22 protein-coding genes and 1 pseudogene are annotated in these 22,453 nt (G+C 63.8%); 16 read left to right on the plus strand and 7 right to left on the minus strand.

Going from position 1 to position 22,453, the window contains the following annotated elements:
- Nucleotides 1–55 precede the first annotated feature (55 nt).
- On the plus strand, nucleotides 56–658 hold the full coding sequence (locus tag AC4HIX_RS13315) for an OmpW/AlkL family protein (RefSeq protein ID WP_490399278.1): 603 nt from the start codon (nucleotides 56–58) through the stop codon (nucleotides 656–658).
- A 95-nt stretch (nucleotides 659–753) separates the two neighbouring features.
- On the opposite strand, the gene AC4HIX_RS13320 is transcribed toward AC4HIX_RS13315, so the two are convergent.
- Nucleotides 754–1,914: an isovaleryl-CoA dehydrogenase gene (locus AC4HIX_RS13320; RefSeq protein ID WP_490399279.1), complete on the minus strand. Its 1,161-nt coding sequence runs from the start codon at nucleotides 1,912–1,914 to the stop codon at nucleotides 754–756.
- Between the two features lie 156 nt (nucleotides 1,915–2,070).
- Nucleotides 2,071–2,724, minus strand: a complete 654-nt coding sequence (locus tag AC4HIX_RS13325) for a DUF1236 domain-containing protein (protein WP_490399280.1) — start codon at nucleotides 2,722–2,724, stop codon at nucleotides 2,071–2,073.
- 168 nt (nucleotides 2,725–2,892) lie between these two features.
- On the opposite strand from AC4HIX_RS13325, the gene AC4HIX_RS13330 reads away from it, so the two are divergent.
- Nucleotides 2,893–3,351, plus strand: coding sequence for a CreA family protein (locus tag AC4HIX_RS13330; protein WP_490399281.1), 459 nt, complete (start codon nucleotides 2,893–2,895; stop codon nucleotides 3,349–3,351).
- Here the strand turns inward: AC4HIX_RS13330 and AC4HIX_RS13335 are convergent.
- Nucleotides 3,339–4,532 carry a DegT/DnrJ/EryC1/StrS family aminotransferase gene (locus AC4HIX_RS13335; protein ID WP_490399282.1) on the minus strand — a complete coding sequence of 398 codons (1,194 nt, stop codon included), beginning with the start codon at nucleotides 4,530–4,532 and terminating at the stop codon, nucleotides 3,339–3,341. The two genes, AC4HIX_RS13330 and AC4HIX_RS13335, sit on opposite strands and share 13 nt — an antisense overlap.
- Nucleotides 4,533–4,611: 79 nt before the next feature.
- On the minus strand, nucleotides 4,612–5,274 hold the full coding sequence (locus AC4HIX_RS13340) for an HAD-IA family hydrolase (protein WP_490399283.1): 663 nt from the start codon (nucleotides 5,272–5,274) through the stop codon (nucleotides 4,612–4,614).
- Nucleotides 5,275–5,405: 131 nt separating this feature from the next.
- Between AC4HIX_RS13340 and glmU the strand changes: the two genes are divergently transcribed.
- From glmU to AC4HIX_RS13355, 3 genes are read left to right on the plus strand one after another with little or no spacing between them, the layout of a single operon-like run.
- Nucleotides 5,406–6,761, plus strand: coding sequence for a bifunctional UDP-N-acetylglucosamine diphosphorylase/glucosamine-1-phosphate N-acetyltransferase GlmU (gene glmU, locus AC4HIX_RS13345; protein ID WP_490399284.1), 1,356 nt, complete (start codon nucleotides 5,406–5,408; stop codon nucleotides 6,759–6,761).
- Entirely contained in the window at nucleotides 6,761–8,581 is a 1,821-nt protein-coding gene (gene glmS, locus AC4HIX_RS13350) for a glutamine--fructose-6-phosphate transaminase (isomerizing) (protein ID WP_490399285.1), read from the plus strand. The genes glmU and glmS overlap by 1 nt, the downstream gene beginning before the upstream one ends.
- 5 nt (nucleotides 8,582–8,586) lie before the next feature.
- A complete protein-coding gene (locus AC4HIX_RS13355; RefSeq protein ID WP_490399286.1) occupies nucleotides 8,587–9,270 on the plus strand; it encodes a DNA alkylation repair protein in 684 nt (227 codons plus the stop codon).
- A gap of 57 nt (nucleotides 9,271–9,327) precedes the next feature.
- On the opposite strand, the gene AC4HIX_RS13360 is transcribed toward AC4HIX_RS13355, so the two are convergent.
- Entirely contained in the window at nucleotides 9,328–9,777 is a 450-nt protein-coding gene (locus AC4HIX_RS13360; protein WP_490399287.1) for a hypothetical protein, read from the minus strand.
- A gap of 90 nt (nucleotides 9,778–9,867) precedes the next feature.
- On the opposite strand from AC4HIX_RS13360, the gene moaA reads away from it, so the two are divergent.
- Genes moaA through AC4HIX_RS13375 form a run of 3 tightly spaced genes read left to right on the plus strand, consistent with a single transcriptional unit; the run spans nucleotide 9,868 to nucleotide 13,249 of the window.
- Nucleotides 9,868–10,878: a GTP 3',8-cyclase MoaA gene (gene moaA, locus AC4HIX_RS13365; protein ID WP_490399288.1), complete on the plus strand. Its 1,011-nt coding sequence runs from the start codon at nucleotides 9,868–9,870 to the stop codon at nucleotides 10,876–10,878.
- Nucleotides 10,879–10,880: 2 nt separating this feature from the next.
- The gene (locus AC4HIX_RS13370) at nucleotides 10,881–12,191 is read left to right on the plus strand and encodes a 3-deoxy-D-manno-octulosonic acid transferase (RefSeq protein ID WP_490399289.1); all 1,311 of its coding nucleotides are present in this window, start codon (nucleotides 10,881–10,883) and stop codon (nucleotides 12,189–12,191) included.
- Nucleotides 12,191–13,249: a glycosyltransferase family 4 protein gene (locus AC4HIX_RS13375; protein WP_475052975.1), complete on the plus strand. Its 1,059-nt coding sequence runs from the start codon at nucleotides 12,191–12,193 to the stop codon at nucleotides 13,247–13,249. Before AC4HIX_RS13370 ends, AC4HIX_RS13375 begins: the two co-directional genes overlap by 1 nt.
- A 311-nt stretch (nucleotides 13,250–13,560) precedes the next feature.
- On the opposite strand, the gene AC4HIX_RS13380 is transcribed toward AC4HIX_RS13375, so the two are convergent.
- Nucleotides 13,561–14,064: an Lrp/AsnC family transcriptional regulator gene (locus AC4HIX_RS13380; RefSeq protein WP_490399290.1), complete on the minus strand. Its 504-nt coding sequence runs from the start codon at nucleotides 14,062–14,064 to the stop codon at nucleotides 13,561–13,563.
- Nucleotides 14,065–14,111: 47 nt separating this feature from the next.
- On the opposite strand from AC4HIX_RS13380, the gene AC4HIX_RS13385 reads away from it, so the two are divergent.
- Both AC4HIX_RS13385 and AC4HIX_RS13390 read left to right on the plus strand, forming a co-directional pair.
- Nucleotides 14,112–15,065 (plus strand): EamA family transporter, encoded by a 954-nt coding sequence (locus AC4HIX_RS13385; protein WP_490399291.1) that lies wholly within the window; start codon nucleotides 14,112–14,114, stop codon nucleotides 15,063–15,065.
- 417 nt (nucleotides 15,066–15,482) lie between these two features.
- Nucleotides 15,483–15,656 (plus strand): annotated as a pseudogene (locus AC4HIX_RS13390) (MFS transporter); the annotation flags it as partial.
- A gap of 353 nt (nucleotides 15,657–16,009) precedes the next feature.
- Here AC4HIX_RS13390 and AC4HIX_RS13395 read toward each other — a convergent pair.
- Complete coding sequence (locus tag AC4HIX_RS13395; protein ID WP_490399292.1) at nucleotides 16,010–16,327, minus strand: hypothetical protein; 318 nt, start codon at nucleotides 16,325–16,327, stop codon at nucleotides 16,010–16,012.
- A gap of 262 nt (nucleotides 16,328–16,589) precedes the next feature.
- Here AC4HIX_RS13395 and AC4HIX_RS13400 point away from each other — a divergent pair, with 262 nt between their 5' ends.
- From AC4HIX_RS13400 to AC4HIX_RS13425, 6 genes are read left to right on the plus strand one after another with little or no spacing between them, the layout of a single operon-like run.
- On the plus strand, nucleotides 16,590–16,811 hold the full coding sequence (locus AC4HIX_RS13400) for a hypothetical protein (protein WP_490399293.1): 222 nt from the start codon (nucleotides 16,590–16,592) through the stop codon (nucleotides 16,809–16,811).
- Nucleotides 16,811–18,271 (plus strand): TolC family protein, encoded by a 1,461-nt coding sequence (locus AC4HIX_RS13405; RefSeq protein ID WP_490399294.1) that lies wholly within the window; start codon nucleotides 16,811–16,813, stop codon nucleotides 18,269–18,271. Before AC4HIX_RS13400 ends, AC4HIX_RS13405 begins: the two co-directional genes overlap by 1 nt.
- A gap of 14 nt (nucleotides 18,272–18,285) precedes the next feature.
- Complete coding sequence (locus AC4HIX_RS13410) at nucleotides 18,286–19,644, plus strand: multicopper oxidase family protein (RefSeq protein WP_490399295.1); 1,359 nt, start codon at nucleotides 18,286–18,288, stop codon at nucleotides 19,642–19,644.
- A gap of 46 nt (nucleotides 19,645–19,690) precedes the next feature.
- On the plus strand, nucleotides 19,691–20,386 hold the full coding sequence (locus AC4HIX_RS13415; protein WP_490399296.1) for a copper-binding protein: 696 nt from the start codon (nucleotides 19,691–19,693) through the stop codon (nucleotides 20,384–20,386).
- A gap of 55 nt (nucleotides 20,387–20,441) precedes the next feature.
- Nucleotides 20,442–21,710: an ABC transporter ATP-binding protein gene (locus tag AC4HIX_RS13420; protein ID WP_490399297.1), complete on the plus strand. Its 1,269-nt coding sequence runs from the start codon at nucleotides 20,442–20,444 to the stop codon at nucleotides 21,708–21,710.
- Nucleotides 21,707–22,147 (plus strand): c-type cytochrome, encoded by a 441-nt coding sequence (locus tag AC4HIX_RS13425; protein ID WP_490399298.1) that lies wholly within the window; start codon nucleotides 21,707–21,709, stop codon nucleotides 22,145–22,147. Before AC4HIX_RS13420 ends, AC4HIX_RS13425 begins: the two co-directional genes overlap by 4 nt.
- Nucleotides 22,148–22,453: the final 306 nt, after the last annotated feature.

Raw genomic sequence — 22,453 nt, forward strand, 5'->3', positions numbered from 1 at the left:
CGGCCTCCCTTTGGGGCACCACTGCGGGGTAAACACAAGAAAAGGGACGCACCCGATGAAACGCATGGTTTCCGCACTGGCACTGACTTCTGCCCTGGCCGCCCTGGCCGGGCCCGCGCTGGCTCAGCAGCAAGGCGACTGGACCGTTGGTGTTGGTATCGCCAACGTGAACCCGAAATCCGGCAACGGCACCCTGGCCGGCGCTGCCGCGGATATCGACGACGGCACCGCGCTGTCGCTGACCGTTGAATACTTCTTCCGCGACAACTGGGGCGTGGAGCTGCTGGCAGCCTCGCCGTTTGAGCATGACATCCGCCTGAACGGCGCCTTTGCCGCGTCCGCCAAGCAGCTGCCGCCGACCCTGTCGGTCAACTATCACTTCCCGACCGCCGGCAAGGTCAAGCCGTTCCTGGGTCTCGGCCTGAACTACACCACCTTCTTTGAGGAAGAAACCGCGCTTGGCACGCTCGACCTTGACGACAGCTTTGGTGTGGCGGTCAACGCCGGTGCCGACTACCAGATCTCCGACAATGGCGCGCTGCGGTTCAACGTCCGCTGGATGGACATCGACACCGACGCGACCCTGAACGGCGCCAGCATCGGCACCGCAGAGATTGATCCGGTTGTCGTGAACCTCGCTTACGTGCACCGCTTCTGATCCTTAGTGGTCTGGTTCCGGTCTGGCGGCTGGCCTCGTGCCGCCAGGCTTGTTTCAAACCCCGCGCCTCCCTTGGAGACGCGGGGTTTTCGTTTCTACATGGTGCCCATCAGCTCGCGACCGATCAGCATACGGCGGATTTCGCTGGTGCCGGCGCCGATTTCCATCAGCTTGGCATCGCGGAAGATCCGGCCGACCGGGTTGTCGGACAGGTAGCCCGCGCCGCCAAAGGCCTGCACCGCCTGATGCGCCTGGGTCATCGCCACCTCGGAGGCATAGAGGCAGCAAGCCGCCGCATCCTGGCGCGTCACGGTGCCCTTGTCGCAGGACTTGGCGACCTCATAGACATAAGCCCGCGCCGAGTTCATCGCGGTGTACATATCGGCGATCTTGGCCTGCATCAGCTGGAAGTTCCCGATCGGCTGGCCGAACTGCTTGCGCTCCGCCATGTAGGGCATCATCTCGTCCATGCAGGACGCCATGATGCCGGTGCCGATGCCTGCCAGCACGACGCGTTCATAATCCAGGCCGGACATCAGCACGCGCACGCCCTTGCCCTCTTCGCCCAAGATGTTCTCGAACGGCACTTCCACGTCCTCAAACACCAGCTCTGCGGTGTTTGAGCCGCGCATCCCCAGCTTGTCGAAATGCTTGGAGGTGGAGAAGCCCTTCATCTCCTTTTCGATCAGGAAAGCGGTGATGCCCTTGGAGCCAGCCTCAGGATCGGTCTTGGCGTAGACCACCAGCGTATCGGCGTCGGGGCCGTTGGTGATCCAGTACTTGTTGCCGTTCAGGCGGAAGTGGTCGTTACGCTTTTCGGCGCGCAAGCTCATCGACACGACGTCGGAGCCAGCACCCGCCTCGGACATCGCCAGCGCGCCGACATGCTCACCGGAGATCAGCCGGGGCAGGTATTTCTGCTTCTGCTCGGCGTTGCCGTTCAGCTTGATCTGATTGACGCACAGGTTGGAATGCGCGCCATAGGACAGCGAAACAGAGGCCGACGCGCGGGCGATTTCCTCCACCGCGACAGTGTGGGCCAGATAGGACATGCCCGCACCGCCGAATTCTTCCGGCACTGTGATGCCGAGCAGGCCCAGCTCGCCCATCTCCTGCCACAGATTGGCAGGGAATTCGTTGTTCTGGTCGATCTCCTGCGCCATCGGCTTGACGCGGTCCTGCGCCCAGCGGTGAACCACATCGCGCAGCGCGTTCACGTCCTCACCAAGATCGAAAGTCATGCTTGCGTTGAACATCCCGCAGATCCTCCAGGGCAGAGCCGATTATATGAACAGTTGTTCAATTCAATAGAGGAGGCCTCGATTCGGGTCAATCATGTTCCTGCGCGGGGGGCTCGAACGGAAAAGGGCGGCCCGCCAGGGACCGCCCGCACTCAGCCGCATAAGACTGGATCAGCGCACCACATAGACCACCGTGCGGTCATCGGCCTCAACCAGCACAGGCAGGCCGTTCAGGTAGACATAGCGGTATTCGGAATCCGGAACCGCGGTCAGCTGCACTTCTTCCGGGATCATCACGCCGGTCACCACTTCACCCTGCACGTAAACCGGATCGGTGGCATTGCTGCGCACATAGGACACGACCTTCTCATCCGGCACCGCAGCTTCGCCAGCGGCTGCGCCCGCAATCGCCCCGGCCACAACACCGGCAGGGCCAGCGATCAGACCGCCAGTGATAGCACCGCCAAGCGCCCCCATCGGCGCATCGGCTTCACCGGTGTTTTCGTAAGTCACGGTGGTGACTTCGACAGGGCTGTCCTTGGCGACGACCGGAATGTACTTCTCGGTGACGGTGGCGGTCAGATACTCGCCATATGCCCAGCCTTCGGAACCGTCATAGCCGACCTTGCACCAGTTGCTTTGCTCCAGGCAGCCGTCCAGTTTGACGGCACCGTCCTTGGAAATCACACCGATGATCTCATGCTGCGGCCCGGGACCAGCGCGCAGGTTCAGGTCGGTCACGGCCTGCACTTGGGCGCCGGCCCATACCGGTGCAGCCAGGAGGGCCAGGGCAGATGCGGTCAGGGCGCGTTTCGGCGTAAACATGATAGTCTCCTCTCTTCCATATCGATATTCCGGCGCCTCAACGCGCCGTTGAGCAGGAGTAACGCCACCCTCGGAAAAAGGTTCCATGGATCCTTTTCCCGCAACTGCGCGTAGGTATTGCATAAAGGGAGCAGAAACCGCCCCGCACAATAGAATCAGGAGATTTCCATGAAGTGTTTAAACCGCGCCCTGGCTGCCGCATTCTGCCTGCTGAGCCTGCCCGCCGCCGCCGAGGAGATTGGCCAGATCGGGGTCGACTGGGTCGGCAATGACATCGTGATCGAGGCAATCTCAGACCCCAAGGTCGAAGGCGTGACCTGCCACATCGCCTATTTCGAACGCGGGCTGATCGACCGGCTGTCCAAGGGAAACTGGTTCGAGGACCCCTCAAACGCTTCACTGGCCTGCCGCCAGACCGGTCCGGTCACGCTGGGCGATATCGACCGCAGCGATGACGGCGAGGACGTGTTCCGGGAGTCCCGCTCCATCATCCTCAAGTCGCTGCGGGTCAAACGCCTGTTCGATGAGAAAAACCAGACGCTGATCTATGTCGCCCACGCCGCTGAGCTGACGGATGGCTCCGCCAAGGTCTCGATCTCGACTGTGCCGCTTTATCAGCCCGACTGATAGACGGCGGAAACCTCCGCCCGGATGATGCGGGCGATCTGGGCGCAGTCCTCCAGGCTGAAGGTCAGCGGCACCCGCATGTCGATGATGCCCGCCAGGACCCGGTCGCTTTGCGGCAGCCGCGGGGTGTCAGCATAGCGCCAGCTGTCATAGCGGGAGGTAAAGGCCACCGGCTCCGGCGTGCCGAACCATTTCAGCTCCACCCCGCGGGCGGCACAGCGGCGGACGGCCTCCTGCACCGCTTCCTCGGACCAGTCCAGCAGCAGAAACTGGATGGAAGAGCCGACATAGACCTCCTGCGCGGGCCGCTCCACGACCGTCAGGCCCGGCGCGCCGCGCAGGCCCTCTTCGAGCTTGCGGTAGCGCTCATTCCAGCGCGCCACCTGGGCGTCAAGATCACGTAGCTGCGGCCGCAGGATGGCGGCGCGCAGGTTGTCCATCCGGCCTGAGATGTTGGGCGTCTCGTATTTCACCCGCTCGAACACCTCCGGCCCCGGCGCGGCCAAGTGGCGGCCGTAGAGCATGTAGGAGCCCGACAGCATGATGGCGCGGGCCGCGATTTCCTCATCATCGGTGACAAGCAGACCGCCCTCGCCCGAATTCACATGCTTGTAGGTCTGGCAGGAGTAGCAGCCCACCGCGCCGTGGCGGCCCGACAGCACCCCGTTCCAGGAAGCGCCCATGGTGTGGGCGCAATCCTCGATCACGGTGATGCCTGCCGCGTCGCAGATTTCCATCAGCCGGTCCATGTCGCACAGATGCCCGCGCATATGCGACAGCATCAGCACTTTGGACTGGTCCGCCTTGGCCGCCAGATCGTCGAGATCGATGGTCAGATCTTCGGTAACCTCGACGAACACCGGTTCCGCCCCGACAGAGGCAATCGACCCCGGCACCGGCGCCAGAGTGAAGGCGTTGGTCAGAACCTTGTCGCCTGGCTTCACCCCGACCGCCCGCAGCGACGTGGCCAGCGCATAACCGCCGGAGGCCACCGCCAGGCAGTATTTCGCACCCATCTGCGCTGCGAATTCCTGTTCCAGCAGCGCGGTCTCCCCCGCCTCGCCCTCTGCCACATTGTAGCGGTGCAGCCGTCCGTGGCGGAGCACCGCCAGAGCGGCCTCGATGGCATCTTCAGGAATGGCTTCTTGCTGGGTGAAGGACCCGGTAAATGTCTCGCTCATGCTGCGTTTGTGAGCCGCCGCCCGCGATGCGTCAAGTGCGAACGCCTGGGGATGATTTTCCCGAAACTAAGTTGCGGGATCACGCAATCAGACGGTCCGCGACTTCCAGCAGGTCTTCAAAACGGTGCAACAATGCCTCAGGGTTCAAGGCGCCCATGTCATCGCCCGAGGGGCCAAAGGTCACCAGCACCGACGGCACGCCAGCCGCCGCGGACGTCTTGCGGTCAGTGTCGCTGTCGCCCACCAGCAAAGTCCGGGCCGGATCGCCGCCTGCGCGCCTTGCGGCCTCCAGCAGCGGTTCCGGGTCGGGCTTGCGCACCGGCAGCGTGTCGGCCCCGATCAGCGACGCGAAGGCGTCCCGCACACCAAGACTGCGCATGAGCTGATCCGCCAGCGCCTCGGGTTTGTTGGTGCAGATGCCAACACCGAAGCCCGCGGTCTTCAGCGCCTCCACCGCGGCCATCGCACCGGGATACAGCACGGTGTGGCGGTCGATCGCGCCGCGGTAGGCCTCCAGCAGCACCGGGTAGAACTCATCCACCGTCGCCTGGTCGAACTGCCCCGCCCGTTTCAGGCCCTCGGTCAGCATCATCCGGCCGCCGCGCAGGGCAACGCCTGCATCTTCAGGATGGCTCAGCACATCGCCCAAGCCCATCTCCCGGAAGCAGAAGTTGGCCGCCGCCAGAAGATCGCCCGACGTGTCCGCCAGCGTACCGTCCAGATCGAAGATCACCGTTCGCATGTCCTGCCCTTTCGGCACATTTCCGCCGCCGCATGTTGCAGCCCGCAACCTTGTTTGATGGCGCTATCCCTTGCGCCCCGCCCCTCAGCGGATAAAACGGAAGTGCTAAAAAGACAAAGAGAAAAGCGATTATGAGCATTGCCCTTGTCATCCTGGCGGCCGGAAAAGGCACGCGGATGAACTCTGACCTCCCCAAAGTTCTGCACCCGATCGCACAGGCGCCGATGCTGGAGCACGCCATGGCCGCAGGCCGCGCGCTGGCGCCGGAGCGCACCATCATCGTGGCGGGCCACGGGGCCGAGGCAGTGCACGAAGCGGTGGCAGGCATCGACGAAGAAGCCGAGGTTGTTCTGCAGGAAGAACAGCTGGGCACGGCGCACGCGGTCGACCAGGCCCGCGCCGCGCTGGAGGGTTTTGAGGGCGATGTGGTGGTGCTGTACGGCGACACCCCCTTTGTCAGCGCGGACACTCTGGAGCGCATGGTCGAGGCCCGCCAGCGCGCGGACCTGGTGATCCTGGGGTTCGAGGCCGCCGACCCCGGCCGCTATGGCCGTCTGGTGATGGAGGGCGACAGCCTGGAGCGGATCGTCGAGTTCAAGGATGCCAGCGCCGCTGAGCGCGCCATCAGCTTCTGCAACTCCGGGCTGATGGCCTGCGACGCGCAGCTGATGTTCGATCTGATCGCCAAAGTGGGCAATGAAAACGCTTCTGGCGAATACTACCTGACCGATCTGGTGGAGCTGGCCCGGCGCGACGACAAAAACGTTACCGCAGTCTCTTGTGACGAGACCGAAACGTTGGGGGTCAACTCCCGCGCCGAGCTGGCGCAAGCGGACGCGCTGTTCCAGGCCCGCGCCCGGGCGGAACTGCTGGGCCTGGGCGTCACCCTGATGGCACCGGAAACCGTCTATCTCGCCTTTGACACGCATATCGGCCGCGACACGGTGATCGAGCCCAACGTGGTTTTCGGCCCTGGCGTGACTGTTGAGAGCGGTGCGCTGATCCGCGCCTTCTCGCACCTGGAGGGATGCCACGTCAGCCGCGGCGCCAAAGTCGGGCCTTATGCCCGCCTGCGGCCCGGCGCGGAGCTGGCCGAGAACACACACATCGGCAACTTCGTCGAAATCAAGAACGCCGGGATTGCCGAAGGCGCCAAGGTAAACCACCTTAGCTATATCGGCGACGCTTCTGTCGGCGAGGCAACGAACATTGGCGCAGGGACGATTACCTGCAACTATGACGGGGTGATGAAGCACCGCACCGAGATCGGCGCCCGCACTTTTATCGGGTCGAACACCATGCTGGTGGCCCCGGTCAGGGTCGGCTCCGAGGCTATGACGGCGACTGGTGCCATCGTCACAAAGAATGTCGAAGACGGCGACCTGGCCATTGGCCGCGCTGAGCAAACCAACAAACCCGGCCGCGCGCGCAAGCTGATGGACATGCTGCGCGCCAAGAAGGCCCGCCTGCAGAAGGAAGCCAAGTAATGTGCGGAATTGTCGGCGTACTGGGAAATCACGAGGCCGCCCCGATCCTGGTTGAAGCGCTCAAGCGGCTGGAATACCGCGGCTATGACAGCGCGGGCATCGCCACCGTGAACAACGGGGATCTGCGCCGCCGCCGCGCGGTGGGCAAGCTGGTGAACCTCTCCGACCTCCTGGTGCATGAGCCGCTGGCCGGCAAATCCGGTATCGGCCACACCCGCTGGGCCACCCATGGCGCGCCGTCCGTCAGCAACGCCCACCCGCACCGCGCTGGTGCCGTCGCGGTGGTGCACAACGGCATCATCGAGAACTACAAGGAGCTGCGTGCAGAGCTGCTGAACTGCGGCATGGAGTTCCGCACCGAGACCGACACCGAGACCGTCGCGCTGATGACAGAGCGCTATCTGAAAGAGGGGCACACCCCCGTTGATGCGGCCTTCAAGACGCTGGACCAGCTGGAGGGCGCCTTTGCGCTGGCCTTCCTGTTCGACGGCGAGGAAGACCTGATCATCGCCGCCCGCAAGGGTTCTCCGCTGGCTATCGGCCATGGGGACGGCGAGATGTTCGTAGGCTCCGATGCGATTGCCTTGGCACCGCTCACTGACCGGATCACTTATCTGGAAGAAGGCGACCGCGCCGTCGTCACCCGCGCGGGTGCGGAAATCCGCAACGTGCACGGCGATCTGGTGAACCGCGAAACCAAAACCATCCAGATCGACGCCACCCAGGTCGACAAGGCCGGCCACAAGCACTTTATGGCCAAGGAAATCGCCGAACAGCCGCATGTGATCGCCGAGGCAATCCGCCACTATCTGCCGGTCGAGGAAAATGCGGTGCGCCTGCCTGGCGAGGTGGATTTCTCGCAGGTGGAACGGCTGACCATGGTAGCGTGCGGCACGGCCTATTACGCGTGCGTCACCGCCAAATACTGGTTCGAGCAGATCGCCAGGATGCCGGTCGAGGTCGATATCGCCTCGGAATTCCGCTACCGCGAACCTCCGATCCCGGGCAAGACACTTGCCCTGTTCGTCTCCCAATCAGGCGAAACCGCCGATACCCTGGCCGCTCTGCGCTACTGCCAGGAAAAGGCAGACAAGATCCTGTCGGTCGTGAATGTCCCCGAAAGCTCCATCGCGCGGGAGAGCGATGTGGCATTGCCGATTTATGCCGGCCCTGAGATCGGTGTCGCCTCCACCAAGGCCTTCACCTGCCAGCTGACGGTGCTGCTGGCGCTGGCGCTCAAGGCCGCCTGCGACCGCGGCCATCTGAGCGCTGAGGAAATGGCGGATTATGCAACCGCTGTCCGCGGCCTGCCGAACGTGCTGTCCTCGGCGCTTGAGCAGAATGAGGCGATCCGCCTGGCGGCGCAAAAGGTCAGCGAAGCCCGCGACGTGCTGTTCCTCGGCCGCGGCCTGATGTACCCGCTGGCGCTGGAAGGCGCACTGAAGCTTAAGGAAATCAGCTATATCCACGCCGAAGCTTATGCCTCCGGCGAGCTGAAACACGGCCCAATCGCGCTGATCGACAAGAACATGCCGGTTGTTGTCCTGACCCCAAAAGACACGCTGTTCGACAAATCCGTCTCCAACATGCAGGAGGTGCTGGCGCGCAAGGGCAAGGTGCTTATGATCTCCGACCAGGACGGCATTGACGAGGCCGGCGATGACGTCTGGTGCGCCATCCGGATGCCGCGCATCAAGGAGGCGCTGTCCCCGATCCTCTATGCGATCCCAGCGCAGTTGTTGGCCTATCACACCGCGGTCGCCAAAGGCACCGATGTGGACCAGCCGCGCAACTTGGCGAAATCGGTGACGGTGGAGTGACCGGCGTGACACTGCAGGAGGCGCTGGCGCAGCTCAAAGGCCAGGCTGAACCCGGCCGGGCGGAGCAAATGGCCGCTTACCATAAGCAGACCCGCGAAGTATTGGGGGTACCCAACCCGGCAACCAATGACCTGACCAAGGCCTGGCGGCAGACCCTGGACATCGCCGAACGTGTCTCTCTGGCGCGGGCGATGTGGGAAACCGACATCTTTGAGGCCCGTATCGCCGCCGCCAAGCTGCTGACCCAGGCCCGGATCAAGGATGACCAAGCGGCCTGGGAACTGCTGCAATCCTGGGTGCCGGAGTTCGACAGCTGGGCGATTGCCGATCACGCCTGTTCCGCCATCTCAAAGCGGCTGCTGGCGGATCCAGCCCGGCTGGATGCCTTGGAGAGCTGGTCGCAATCGGAGCATATGTGGACCCGCCGCGCCGCTCTGGTGTCTACCCTGCCGTGGGCCAAGATGAACAACCTGAAGCCAGCGGATCAGGAACGGCGCGAACGCGTCCTGGGCTGGGCGGCCGCTTACGTGCCGGACCGGGACTGGTTCATTCAAAAGGCCATCGGATGGTGGCTGCGCGACCTCAGCAAGCATGACGCCGCGCGCACCCGCGCCTTTCTGGATGCGCATGGCGCCGGGATGAAAGCCTTTGCCCGCAAGGAAGCGGCGAAGTACTTGAAAGACGTTTAAGGCGGCCAAGGCACCGCCCCAAGAGGGCGGGCGCTTCCCCCGTCAGCGGAACAGGACTCAGCCCGCGGGCAGCACCTGAACCTCGGCCAGCTCGGTCAGCGGCAGGCCCAAGGCCCGCATGGCGCTGATCGACAGGCGGCTGCCGCCCGATTCCGCGCCCGGGATCGGTTTCAATGTCACCACCGCCTGCGTGTTGCGGCTGGTCCGGATCAGCGCCTGCTGCTCCGCCGCAACCAGCGGGGTTTCCATCCACATCCCCGGAACCGAGGGGTCGCCAAGCGACGCGACAGTGGTCGCCGAGCCGCGGAACGACGGTGCGGAGGACCCCGCAGGCGCTGCAGGATCCGCCTCTGCCACATCAATGCCGGGCGCGGGCTGCAGCACCGGGTCCTGAGGCGCCGCTGCCGGCGGCGCGCTTTGCCCGTCCAGAATAGAAGAATTCAGCTGGATCCCGTCGCAGGCCGCCAGCAAGGAAATCGAAGTAAGGGAAAGAATTGTCATACGCATGGGCAAACCCTAGCTATCCGCGAAACTCTTTGCCAGTCACAAAAGCTGTCCCCCCTTGCCGCGGGCGGTGCCCCGCTTTACCTAGAGTGCATGACGGCTCCGCTTATTGATCCCTTCGCCCGCGCAATCACTTACCTGCGTGTCTCGGTCACCGACCGCTGCGATTTCCGCTGCGTTTACTGCATGTCGGAAAACATGACCTTTTTGCCCAAGAAGGATCTGCTCACGCTGGAGGAGCTGGACCGGCTCTGCTCCACCTTCATTCGCCTCGGCGTTGAGAAGCTCAGGATCACCGGCGGCGAGCCGCTGGTGCGGCGCGGCATCATGACCTTTTTCCAGGCGATGAGCCGCCATCTGGAAACCGGCGCCCTGAAGGAGCTGACGCTGACCACCAACGGCTCGCAGCTGGTGAAATACGCCGATGACCTCTATGCCGCCGGGGTGCGCCGGGTGAATATCTCGCTCGACACGCTGGACGAACAGAAATTCGCGGATGTCACCCGTTGGGGCCGCCTGCCGCAGGTGCTGAAGGGCATTGATGCGGCGCAAAAGGCGGGCCTGCGTGTCAAGATCAACAGCGTTGCCCTGAAAGGCTTCAACGAGGAAGAACTGCCCGCCATCACCCGCTGGTGCGCCGAACGGGACATGGACCTCACCTGGATCGAGGTGATGCCGATGGGCGAAGACATCGGCAATATGGAGCGCATCGGCCAGTACTGGTCGCTGAAGGACGTGCGTGCCGAATACGAAAACCACTACATAGTAACTGATCTCGCTGAACGCACCGGCGGCCCGGCCCGCTATGTGCGGCTGGAGGAAACCGGCCAGAAGATCGGCTTCATCACACCGCTGTCCCATAACTTCTGCGAAAGCTGCAACCGGGTGCGCGTCACCTGCACCGGCGAGATCTACACCTGCCTCGGCCAGGAAGGCAAAGCCGACCTGCGCGCGCCCCTGCGGGCCAACGAGGAAGGCACCGGCGTGCTGGAGGCTGCCATCCGTGCCGCCATCGGCGACAAGCCGCGCGGCCATGATTTCGACTACTCGCGGCAGGAAGTCGGCGGCAAGATGACCCGCCACATGAGCCACACCGGCGGCTGACCATGCCCGGGAACACGCCTGCGCGGCCGACGCTGCTCTATTCCCTTTATTGCGGCGCCAGCGCGGTGATTGCCCCCTTTGCCTGGCGCAAGGTCGCGGCCAAGCTGCGCGATTACGGCCTGCCGGAAGAGCGCGTGCGCGAACGCCTCGGCCATGCCTCCCTGCCCCGCCCGGCCGGGCGTCTGGTGTGGTTTCACGCGGCCTCTGTCGGCGAAAGCCTGTCGGTGCTGACCCTGATCAAGCGCATGGGAGAAACTGCACCGGATGCAGAATTCCTGATTACCTCCGGCACTCCCACCTCGGCGGAGCTGATCGCCAAACGGATGCCGCCGCGCTGCCGCCACCAGTTTCCGCCCTTGGACACTGCTGCCGCCGTGGACCGCTTCCTGGCCCACTGGCGCCCGGATCTGGGAGTGTTTGTCGAGAGCGAGCTGTGGCCGCAGATGCTGGTGCGCGCCCGCAAGACGGGCTGTCCGCTTGTCCTGCTGAACGCCCGGCTGTCGGACAAATCGGTCGAAGGCTGGAAGAAGCGCGCGGACACCGCGCGGTTCATCCTCGATCAATTTGCTCTGCTGGTCACCCAGAACCAGAAGACGGCTGCGAACCTCCAAGCGATGGGCGCCGCCCCGGACCGCATCCGTCCCGGCAGCAACCTCAAGGCTGTCTCTGCTCCGTTGCCAGTCGATCAGGACACCCTCGCCAAGGTGCGCGGCAGCATCGGCGCGCGCCCTGTCTGGGTCGCCTCCTCCACCCATGAGGGCGAAGAGGAGGCTGTACTGGAAGCGCATCAGACGCTGCTCAGACAGCAGCCGGATCTGTGCCTTCTGCTGGCCCCCCGCCACCCGGAACGCGGGGATAAGGTGGAAGCTCTGGTGAAAGCCGCTGGCCTCAGCTGCGCGCGGCGCAGCAAGGGCGTTCTGCCGGGGACCCAAACTCAAGTCTATCTGGCCGACACGCTGGGGGAGGTCGGCACCTGGTACGCGCTGTGCCCGCTTGTGTTCCTGGGCGGGTCATTGCGCGAAATCGGCGGCCACAATCCGTTTGAGCCGATGCAGGCAGGCGCCGCCGTGATCACCGGCACCGGGCATTACAATTTCGCCGAGACCTACGCCGAGCTGACCGCCCTTGGCGCCGCAGCGGAGGTGAGATCGGCTGCAGAATTGGCAGACCAGGTTACCGGGTGGCTGGATAAGCCGGACGTATTCCAGACCGCACGCGATGCCGCCGGGCAGTTCATCTCCCAGCAATCGGATCAATTGGACAAGACGGTGGACGCCCTGCTGGCGCTTCTGCCCGCAGAACGGAGGCCATGATGGCACAGGTTGACGCCAATAAGGTGGAAGTCATCGCGCCGAACTTCAAACGCCGCCTCTCCGGCGTGACCTCGACCATCGTGCGGCTGGTGCCGCTGCAGCGCCAGCATATCGCCATTGCCACCGCAGGCAGCGGTCTGCCCGGCGAGATGCCGCATCTGTCGGCCGCACAGCTTGTTTTTATGAACCGCAACGGCCCTGCAGGCGCCCGCGTCTGGCACGCCCGGCGCAACGTTGAGATGCTGGGCGGGCTGGCGCTCAAATACCTCTTGGGCAAGCGGCTGAAACTCCTGTTCACCTCCGCTTCGCAGCGGCATCATTCGGACTATACCAAGTGGCTGATCTCCCAGATGGACCGGGTGATCGCCACCTCGGCCAAGGGCGCGGCCTATCTGGAGAAGCCGGTGCAGGTGGTGCATCACGGGATCAACACGGAGGAATTCGCCCCGCCCGCCGACAAACCCGCGCTGCGCCGCGAGCTGGGCCTGCCGGAGGACGCCGTCCTGATCGGCTGCTATGGCCGCATCAGGGCGCAGAAGGGCACCGATGTTTTTGTCGACGCCATGCTGCAAGTTCTGAAATCACACCCCGAGGCTGTGGGGCTGGTAATGGGCCGCGCCACCGAAAAACATGTGGCATTCGAAAGAGAGCTGCGCGCCAAGGTCGAGGCTGCAGGCCTGTCGGAACGGCTGCTGTTCCCGCCCGAGGTCCCTGTCTGGGAGGTTTCCCGCTGGTACCAGGCGCTGGATCTTTACGTGGCGCCGCAGCGCTGGGAGGGCTTTGGCCTCACCCCGCTCGAAGCCATGTCCTGCGGCGTGCCGGCCGTGGCCACCCGTGTCGGCGCCTTCGAAGAACTTATAGCACCGCGCGAGACCGGACTATTGATCGACCCGGGCGAGACGACGCAGATGGTCGAGGCCATCCATGAGGTGCTCTCCGCCGAAGGCCGGCTGGCTAAGTGGTCAGAGGCCGCCCGTAAACACGCCGTAACCAATTTCGCGCTGGAGAAAGAGGCGGAAACGCTCGTCACCATCTACCGTGAGCTGCTGGAGCACTAGCTCCCGCCTCTTCGTCTTGCTGAAAACGCCTGCCGTGCGGGTTTGGCCAAGATCCCGGTGCCCGTGGGTATTCGATACAGGGGCCGGCAATGCAGCGCGCAGCAAAGCCTGTGTCGGGATCTCACGGGGGAGTACGCGAACCATTCTGCGCGCGCTGCACGCATACCTGCTGCACGGCCGGAAATCTCGCGGCGCGTGGCTGCGGGACATCTGGCCTTTCAATCCAGCGCAGTGATTTTGCCGGGGCCAAGGGCCCAGCCACCAGCTTAAACTGCCGCTAGTGCATGTCCCTTTTTGCGGCTTGCGGAGCCTTACAGCTCGACCATGCGCTCCTTGATTGGTGAGGACTGCACAATGGCGGAATTCGTTGCGCCGAAGGGCACGAGCCTGTCAATGACGGCTTCCATTTCAGCCACATCACGTACATGCGCCCGGGCAACAAAGCAGTCTTCGCCGGACACGCGGTCACAGGCTAAAATCTGCGGTGTCGCCCGGATCGCTTCGATCATGTTTCCCATTTCGCCGGGCAGCGGGCGCGCCCGGATCAGGATGGTCAGGCCATAGCCAAGACGCGCCGGGTCGATCCGCGCGCCATATCCCGTGATGATCCCCGCATCTTCAAGTCGGCGGACACGATCCGCCACACTCGGCGCGGACAAACCGACGCGGCGCGACAGTTCCGCGCGCGGGGTGCGAGCGTCCGCGCACAGTTCGCGCAGAATCGCGGCGTCCACGGCGTCAAGACCAGTTCCTTTGGATCGAAGGTCATTTCCCGCTTGCTCCTTCATTCCGGCATCAGACTTTGCAGAAGACATATCCGACCTCCATATCCTGGATCGCAAACACCTTGCATCATGCTCTTATGACAGATCAAGAACCCGCCCCCGCCGGCACCATCGGAGCCATGTCCCGCATGTCCGCAGCCGTTCCCCCTCATGCGTGGTTCGGCGTTGCCGCCGTGTTCCATTACCTCGGACCTGCGTTCGCGGTGCTGCTGTTTCCGGCCGTTGGCGTGCTGGGCGTGGCGTGGTTCCGCATCGCATCATCTGCTCTGGTTTTCGCGCCAGTTACCAAGCCCTGTAGGACGCTCAAGACGTCCACCAGCGGCGAGCGCATGCTTCTCTTTTCGCTCGGCGCATGCCTTGCGGTTATGAACTGTTCATTCTATCTCGCGCTCGACCGGTTACCGATTTCCCTTGTGGCGGCGATCGAGTTTGCCGGCACCATCGGAGTCGCGCTGTGGGGGCTGCGCACCCGGCGTAATTATGCGGCTTTTCTGGTAGCGGTCATTGGCGTCGCGCTCCTGCTCGACGTGCCATCCCTGTTCGCAGCAGACCGCGCTGCGCTCACGGCAGATCTTTGGGGGCTGTTCTGGGCGGTGCTGAACGGCCTGCTTTTCGTCCTGTACATCATCCTCGGGCACAAGGTAGCGCAAAACGGCGCATCCGGCGGGGTGGAAAGCCTCGGTGCAGCAATGACGGTGGCCTTCGCCGTCGTAACGCCAATCGGTTTCTCGCAAGCCCTGGAAGCGTTTGACGCTCCCATTCTGGTGCTTGCCGGCATCGGTGTGGGCATCTGCTCCTCAGTCATCCCCTATGTCTGCGACCAGCTTGCCATGTCGCGCCTGCCGCGCTCCAGCTTTGCCGTTCTCCTGGCCTTAATGCCTGCAACGGCGACGGTCATCGGAATTATTGTCTTGCAGCAGGTCCCAAGCGCCCTGGCCGTTCTGGGCGTTGCTCTCGTCGCAGCCGGAGTTGCCGTCCACAAGCCTGCCCCGATACCGGTTCCAGAGGCCGCGCAAGACGCGGCGGCATGAGGGCATTCATTCCTGACAGGTCAGCCGGAGCAGTTCCGGGCGTGCCCGGAATACGAAGCTTCAGCGGCACTTTAGCGGCACCCCCGTGAGGCTCCCCTCTGACTATCACATGCGCCATGACCGCCAAGGCCGGCGGCCGGGGCACGGCGTCTCTTGTTCTGACAATCCAGCGCGCTCTGCCGGAGCACCGGATTCTGCCGCCAGTCTTGGTGATCGGGCTAGGACCGGTCACGCTATGGCAGCAAAAGCGCTTATTATTGAACTGCGTACTGGTGGCGGTTTACGGAAACATTCTACGGGCGGCGAAGCTGGCAGCGCTGGGGGCGGCCGTCAGCGGCTCCGGTGCTGCGCTAAGCCGTCTAAGGCGTTGACCGCGGATATGCCGTGGCGCAACCTGCCTGAAATTCTTTAGGAAAATTGCATAGGGCTGCGCCGCTCCTTCTCCGCAACAGGAATTACCGTCTGCTTTCCACGGCCGGAGCCATGACCAATCTTGGCGACGGGATGATCGCCCTGGCGCTTCCATGGCTGGCATCGCTGATGACCCGTGATGCCGCCGCCATAGCTGCGGTCGCTGCCGCGGGCAGATTGCTGAGCCCGCTTGTGAAGAATGGCAACGGGTCTAGGAACAGTCTTCGGCCCGGAGCGGCCGCCCGTGCGCTGCGCAGCAGATGCCGGATTGGGCTCCAAGCAGCCCGACCGCAGCGCAATATCAGTCCGGACCGGTCAGCAAAGGCAAAGTGTAGTTTCATTGGCGAGGGAAGCCACCCGGCGATTGGGGAGCAGCTCAGTTTCCCGGACGTGCAAGTTCACTAAAGCAAGCCTTCCAGCGGCTGCCAGTTTGCCCGCTCTGCTTATCTGGTCAGCCTCCGAATCTCCCCTGACGCCCGCCTGCAAGCCTCCTGCGCAGGAGGGTTTGCTGAGCGTTTCAGTGCTCTGCGATTTCACGGGTATTCGGCGGAAAAACACCTTCCCAGCACACAAATTTGTGCGCTGAATGCATCATTGCCGTCTTGACGCGGGCCAGACTTGTCATGAGAAATACCCGCATGGCGTTTCTGGCACATATCCTCCGGCTGATCAGGATGGCTGCTGCATGTGCAGTGATCCTTGCGCTGGGATTTGCGCTGCCCTCCGCCGCGCATCCGATTGCAGGCCATCATGGCAGTGCCGCAGTTTCGCCTTCCGGGGAAAGCCATGCCGGTGCAGCCATGCCAGCCGCATCGCATCATGTTTCCTGGACCGGCGCGCACACTGGCCATGACGCCCCCCAGAATGCCGACACCGGCAATTGCTGCTCAGGCGCTTGCATGGCGGTTGCGGTTCTTTCCTTGCACACAGAAGAAATCTCCCTGACGCAGCCTGTGCGCTGGAAGCAAGTGAATTCGCAGCTGCCGTCACAGGAGCAGATCGCTCTGCTGCGTCCTCCAAGAGCCTGAGACATCTGAACCGTTTTTAACGGCCCGTTACTCACTCCTGCATCCGTAGGCAGGAGCCGTTCAGATATTTCTCAGGAAAAAACACATGAAGTCTCTCTTTCTGGCCGGGGCGGGCGCCCTGCTGCTGGGGGCGTGCGCCAAATCGCCAGCGGCGCTGCCCGATACCGCCGCCCTGCAGCATGCTGCGGCGCCTTCCGGCCCCTACCGGACCCTGAATTACCAGTCTCCCTTCCGGGGATTTGAAAACCACACGCCCAGCGGCCCAGCGTCCTGGCGCGGTGTTAACAAGCAGCAGGAGACCCACTGATGACAGCGAAAACCTGGCGCGTCCTCTTGGCGTCGCCCCTGGTGCTGGCCGCCTGTTCGGCTGCGGTGCCGGAAAAATACACCAGCCCGCAGGCCGGGTTTCAGGAGGTCGCCAGCCAGACCTCGGCCGCGATAGGCAAACGCACGGCCTTTGCCCAGACACAAGCCCAGAACGCAGCGCTGGCCAAGGAAGTCCGGCAGATGGTGCATGGCAAGACGATCTCTGCCGACACCGCGGTGCAGGCGGCGCTTCTGAACAACAAGGGATTACAAGCATCTTACGCCGCGGTCGGCCTGTCGGCGGCAGAGGCCTGGCAGCAGATGACGCCGGAAAACCCGGTGGTCTCGATCGGCCTGATGGGTATCGGGGCGCCGGAACTGGGCCTGTACCGGGCGCTGGAATCCACTGTCGCCGTGAACCTGCTGGACGTGAAGACCCGCAAACAGCGCATTGCCGTGGCTGAGACGCAGTTCCAGCAGGCGCAGCTGAACGCGGTGAACGATACGCTGGCGCTGGCCGGGCAGACCCGGCTGGCCTGGATCAATGCCGTGGCGGCGTTTGAGCGGCTGAGCTACCTGCGCCAGGCTAGCGGGACGGCTGCGGCGGGGGCCGAGCTGGCCAGCCAGCTGGGCAGGACCGGCGCGCTGAACAAGGCGGGCCAAGCGCGGGAGTTTGCGTTCAATGCGGAGCTTGCAGGCCAGGTCGCCCGCGCCCGGCTGGAGGCGCAGCTTGCGAAAGAAGAGCTGACACGGCTGATGGGCCTGTGGGGCAGCGACGCCAATTACTATGTGCCCGACGCGCTGCCGCCCCTGCCCAAGTCGCTGAGTAAAGTGCCGTCCATTGAAAAGGCGGCGCTGCAGAACCGGGTGGACCTGCAGGTGGCCAAGCTGGGGCTGGAAGCGCAGGCCCGGGCCTTTGGCCTGACCGACCGGACCCGGCTTGTCACCGATCTGGAGCTGATAGCCGGGGTCGAGTCCGAGCGTGAGCAGGAGGACGGGGAAACGGAAACCGAGACCCTGCCGCAGCTTGAGCTGGAATTCGCCATCCCTGTGTTCGACACCGGCAAAGCGCGGACGCGCAAGGCAGAGCTGTCTTACATGCAGGCCGCCAACGCGCTGGCGGAACGGGCGGTGAATGTCCGCTCCGAAGCCCGCAGCGCAGAGCTGGCCTACTACTCCTCATATGAAATCGCCCGCCACTACCGCGACGTGCTGGTGCCGCTGCGACGGACAATCGAGGAGGAAGGGCTGCTGAGCTATAATGGCATGATCACCAGCACCTTCGAACTGCTGACCGACGTGCGCGAGAAACTGGCGGGCTCGCTGGAAGCGGCCAACGCCAAGCGCGACTTCTGGCTGGCTCAGGCAAATGTCAGCGTCGCGATTTACGGCGGCGGTTCCGGCTCAGCCCCGCAGGGCGGCAGCGCGGAAATCGCTGCTGGCGGCGGCGCAGGCCATTGAAAGGATCAAATATCATGATGAACAGACGTCAAATGCTTGGGGCCGGCGCCGCAGGTGCTGCACTGGTGTCCAGCCAGGCCTGGGCCAAGACCGCCAACATGGGCCTGCCCGAGGCCGCCAGCATGGACAGCGCGGCGACCCAGCCGCCGCTGTCCCCCTCCACCGGGCCGGACTACAACCCGGTGGTCACCCTGAACGGCTGGACCCTGCCGTTCCGGATGAACAACGGAGTGAAGGAGTTCCACCTGGTCGCCGAACCGGTCGAGCGGGAGCTGGCCGACGGCATGATCGCCCACCTGTGGGGCTACAACGGCCAGTCCACCGGCCCAACGATCGAGGCGGTGGAGGGCGACCGGGTCCGCATCTTTGTCACCAACAAGCTGCCGGAACATACCTCGGTGCATTGGCACGGGATGATCCTGCCTTCGGGCATGGACGGGGTCGGCGGCCTCAGCCACTCGGGCATCCCGCCGGGCAAGACCTACGTTTACGAATTCGACCTGATCAAATCCGGCACCTTCATGTACCACCCGCACGCGGATGAGATGGTGCAGATGGCGATGGGGATGATGGGCATGTTCATCGTGCATCCCAAGGACCCGGATTTCATGCGGGTGGACCGGGACTTCCTGATCATGCTCAACGCCTTCGACATCGACCCAGGCTCCTATGTGCCGCGGGTGATGGAGATGACGGACTTCAACCTGTGGTGCTGGAATAGCCGGATCTTCCCGGACATCGACCCGCTGGTTGTGAACCAGGGCGACCGGGTACGGGTCAGGACCGGCAACCTGACCATGACCAACCACCCGATCCACATGCATGGTTATGATTTCGAAGTCACCTGCACTGATGGCGGCTGGGTGCCCGAAAGCGCACGCTGGCCGGAGGTGTCGATCGACATTCCCGTCGGCGCCATGCGCGCCTATGAGTTCGACGCGGTGCATCCGGGCGACTGGGCGATCCACTGCCACAAGTCGCACCACACGATGAACGCGATGGGCCATGACGTCCCGACCTTCATCGGCACCGACAAGCGCAAGCTGACGGGCCAGATCCGCAATCTGCAGCCCGAATACATGCCGATGGGCACCGCCGGCATGGCCGACATGGGCGAGATGTCGATGCCGCTGCCCGACAATACCGTGCCGATGATGGCTGGCTGGGGCCCGTACGGGCCGCTGGAGATGGGCGGCATGTTCTCGGTCGTGAAGGTGCGCGAAGGCATCGATGCAAACGACTACAGCGACCCCGGCTGGTACGAGAACCCGCCCGGCACCCAGGCCTATGAGTGGACCGGCGAACTGCCGGACTTTGCCCGCGCAGAAGACGCGCAAACCCGCATTACCCCGAAACCAACTGCCAAGGGCTGACCGGCCCCTGGCACCCAACCAAACCAAACCTGACGAGGAGACAGACATGAACAAGATCCTATCCGCAGCCCTTATTGGCGCGCTTTCCGCCGCTCCGGTCTTTGCCGCCGGCACCCACGGCGGCGGCCACCACGGCGAGATGGAAGTCGGCAAGCCCGGCGAGGCCGCCCATGCGGACCGGGAAGTCGCCGTCACCATGAAGGAAACCGATGACGGCGAGATGCTGTTCGAGCCTTCCAGCTTTTCCTTTGCCAAGGGCGAGACGGTCAAATTCGTGATCACCAACGCCGGCGAGCTGGAGCATGAGTTCGTGCTGGATACGGCAGAGCGCAATGTTCACCACAAGGCGATGATGGCCAAGATGGAGATGGAGCATGACGACCCGAACTCGGTGCGCCTGGATCCGGGCGCAACAGGCGAAGTCGTCTGGACTTTCTCCAACCCCGGCACCTTTGAGTTCGCCTGCCTGATCCCGGGCCACTACGAATCCGGCATGCATGGCCCGGTTGCGGTGCTCGAAGGCGGCGGCACCTTCACCGCCGGCACTGTCGAGAAGGTCGATGCCAAGTCCGGCAAGGTAACGATCAAGCACGAAGAGCTGGTGGATCTGGACATGCCTGCAATGACCATGGTGTTCCGGGTCGCCGATGACTCGATGCTGGACCGGCTGAAGGCCGGCGACACCATCGAATTCGTGGCCGAGCGGATCAAGGGCAAGCTGACCGTGACGGCGCTGCAATGAAACCAGACGGGGGGCGGGCCATCCCGCCTCCCACTATGCAGACCTGAGACCTCCGATGCCTGAATTCCACACACTTGCGCATGACGCGGCGGCGGCGCTGGGGTACAGCTATGACCACACCGCACCATCCTGGCTGCACCCGATGATGCACCTGGTGCTGGTCATTGCCCCTGTTCTGCTGGCTTCAACATTGGCAGCCAAGGCGGCATGGCTGCTGCGCAGGCGCTTACAAGCGGCGGCGGCAGCTGATCCCGCTGCCAATGGAGTGGACGGTGGCATTTGGGCAGGTCTTCCGCGTCACATCCTGCGCGTGACAGGGCGGCGGCAGATGGTCCTGGTTCTGCTCAGCCTGACCGCGATGCCGATCCTTTATCTGACCCTGGAACTGCCCAAGCAGATCGTGAACCGGGTCTTCGAAGGCGGAGACGCCGCGGTTCCGGTCCTGGGCTTCGAGGTTTCGCAGGTCACGCTGCTGTTTCTGCTCTGCGGCGCCTATCTGGCGGCCATTACGCTCAACGGTCTCAACAAATACTGGCTGAACATCCGCAAGGGCCGGGTTGCCGAAAGTTTCGTGCGCCGGCTGCGGCTGGCCGTCTACCGCCAGTGGCGGCGGGATCATCCTGCGGAGCGCCAGCCGGCCATCATGCCGGTTCTTGGCCCCGAGGTTGAACCAGTCGGCGGCTTTGCCTCGGAACTGCTGACCGTCCCGTTGCTGCAGGGCGGGACGCTGGCGACAATCCTTCTGTTCATGTTCGTGCAGGACCCCATCCTGGCCGCCGCAGCCCTGACGGTGCTGCCCCTGCAGCTGATCATCGTGCCGCGGCTGCAGCGGCGGGTGAATGCGGTGTCCCGCAAACGGATCCGCGAGATGCGCCTGCTAGGTGAGAACCTGGGCCGGGACATGCGGGCTTCGGGGCGGGGCGCGCTGCCGGTTGCGCGCAGTTTCCGGCAGCTGCAGGACCTGCGCCTGCAAATCCACCGGCTTAAGTTTCTGGCCAAGGCGATCAACAACTTCCTGACCGCCCTCACCCCGTTCCTTTTCTATTCCTTGGGCGGCTATTTCGTGCTGCATGAACGGGTCTCGCTGGGCGCGCTGGTGGCGATGCTGTCAGCGCACAAGGAGTTCTCCTCTCCTCTGAAGGATCTGTTCCGCTTCTACCAGCAAAGCGAGGACGTGCGGATCCGCTATCAAGAGATCCGCGCCTTCGCATCCCGCTCCGGCCGGGTGACTGAACCGGCGCTTGCGGCATGCCGTCGTCGATATGAACGCAACCCCGCCCTCGGCCGCAACTCATTCACCAATGAAAGAAAGAGCCCTTCATGAACAAAAACCTAGCCATACTGGCTGCCGCTGCCGTGGCAGCGGCGTCAGCCTACGTCATCTACAGTAGTAGCGGCATAAACGATGCAACCGGGCAACGCTCCGTTCTGGAGCCCGGCGCCCCCCTCGCCGCGGTCCAGCTTCCGCCAGACTTGAGCGAGGCCGCGACAATCGGCAAGCGTGCCTTCGACGCCGCCTGTGCCGAGTGCCACGGGGACAACGCTGCAGGCCGCAACGGCATGGGGCCGCCACTGGTCCACAAGATCTATGAGCCCTCGCACCACGGCGACGCCGCCTTTTTGCTGGCCGTCCGCAACGGCGTGCAAGCCCATCACTGGGGTTTCGGCCACATGCCGCCCCAGCACGGGCTGACTGATGGCGACGTCAAGGGCATCACCCGGTATGTGCGGGAGCTGCAGCGGGCAAATGACATAGATTAACCCGGGCGCACAACAGTCTCGCGCAGGCAGAGCTTCGTGGGTGGACTTCTCCGGCTTTTGCGGAGGGTGTCTTTCCCTGCCGTGAGGAAAACAGCGTTCGGGCGGCTGACATGCGTGGCTGGCGGCAGGATACTTCGCGAACGCGTGCCGGGCATTCCCCAAGGAAGGCTGCCCGACAGCAGTTCCTGGAACGGCCCTCCGGGAACCAGCCTCCGCCACCCTCTTGAAGCAGCCACAAGCAGCAGTGCCGCAGAGATATTCCTAAGCGGTGAATTCAGCCGAAGGGTCAGGAAGGGGGCATACCGC

It is taken from the genome of Leisingera sp., assembly GCF_982940295.1.

Bases quoted from the DNA above. Each gene is read 5' to 3' on its own strand.
- AC4HIX_RS13315 (WP_490399278.1), top strand. From the start codon at position 56: ATGAAACGCATGGTTTCCGCACTGGCACTGACTTCTGCCCTGGCCGCC.
- AC4HIX_RS13320 (WP_490399279.1), bottom strand. From the start codon at position 1,914: ATGTTCAACGCAAGCATGACTTTCGATCTTGGTGAGGACGTGAACGCG.
- AC4HIX_RS13325 (WP_490399280.1), bottom strand. From the start codon at position 2,724: ATGTTTACGCCGAAACGCGCCCTGACCGCATCTGCCCTGGCCCTCCTG.
- AC4HIX_RS13330 (WP_490399281.1), top strand. From the start codon at position 2,893: ATGAAGTGTTTAAACCGCGCCCTGGCTGCCGCATTCTGCCTGCTGAGC.
- AC4HIX_RS13335 (WP_490399282.1), bottom strand. From the start codon at position 4,532: ATGAGCGAGACATTTACCGGGTCCTTCACCCAGCAAGAAGCCATTCCT.
- AC4HIX_RS13340 (WP_490399283.1), bottom strand. From the start codon at position 5,274: ATGCGAACGGTGATCTTCGATCTGGACGGTACGCTGGCGGACACGTCG.
- glmU (WP_490399284.1), top strand. From the start codon at position 5,406: ATGAGCATTGCCCTTGTCATCCTGGCGGCCGGAAAAGGCACGCGGATG.
- glmS (WP_490399285.1), top strand. From the start codon at position 6,761: ATGTGCGGAATTGTCGGCGTACTGGGAAATCACGAGGCCGCCCCGATC.
- AC4HIX_RS13360 (WP_490399287.1), bottom strand. From the start codon at position 9,777: ATGCGTATGACAATTCTTTCCCTTACTTCGATTTCCTTGCTGGCGGCC.
- moaA (WP_490399288.1), top strand. From the start codon at position 9,868: ATGACGGCTCCGCTTATTGATCCCTTCGCCCGCGCAATCACTTACCTG.
- AC4HIX_RS13370 (WP_490399289.1), top strand. From the start codon at position 10,881: ATGCCCGGGAACACGCCTGCGCGGCCGACGCTGCTCTATTCCCTTTAT.
- AC4HIX_RS13375 (WP_475052975.1), top strand. From the start codon at position 12,191: ATGGCACAGGTTGACGCCAATAAGGTGGAAGTCATCGCGCCGAACTTC.
- AC4HIX_RS13380 (WP_490399290.1), bottom strand. From the start codon at position 14,064: ATGTCTTCTGCAAAGTCTGATGCCGGAATGAAGGAGCAAGCGGGAAAT.
- AC4HIX_RS13385 (WP_490399291.1), top strand. From the start codon at position 14,112: ATGACAGATCAAGAACCCGCCCCCGCCGGCACCATCGGAGCCATGTCC.
- AC4HIX_RS13395 (WP_490399292.1), bottom strand. From the start codon at position 16,327: ATGGCCAGTGTGCGCGCCGGTCCAGGAAACATGATGCGATGCGGCTGG.
- AC4HIX_RS13400 (WP_490399293.1), top strand. From the start codon at position 16,590: ATGAAGTCTCTCTTTCTGGCCGGGGCGGGCGCCCTGCTGCTGGGGGCG.
- AC4HIX_RS13405 (WP_490399294.1), top strand. From the start codon at position 16,811: ATGACAGCGAAAACCTGGCGCGTCCTCTTGGCGTCGCCCCTGGTGCTG.
- AC4HIX_RS13410 (WP_490399295.1), top strand. From the start codon at position 18,286: ATGATGAACAGACGTCAAATGCTTGGGGCCGGCGCCGCAGGTGCTGCA.
- AC4HIX_RS13415 (WP_490399296.1), top strand. From the start codon at position 19,691: ATGAACAAGATCCTATCCGCAGCCCTTATTGGCGCGCTTTCCGCCGCT.
- AC4HIX_RS13420 (WP_490399297.1), top strand. From the start codon at position 20,442: ATGCCTGAATTCCACACACTTGCGCATGACGCGGCGGCGGCGCTGGGG.
- AC4HIX_RS13425 (WP_490399298.1), top strand. From the start codon at position 21,707: ATGAACAAAAACCTAGCCATACTGGCTGCCGCTGCCGTGGCAGCGGCG.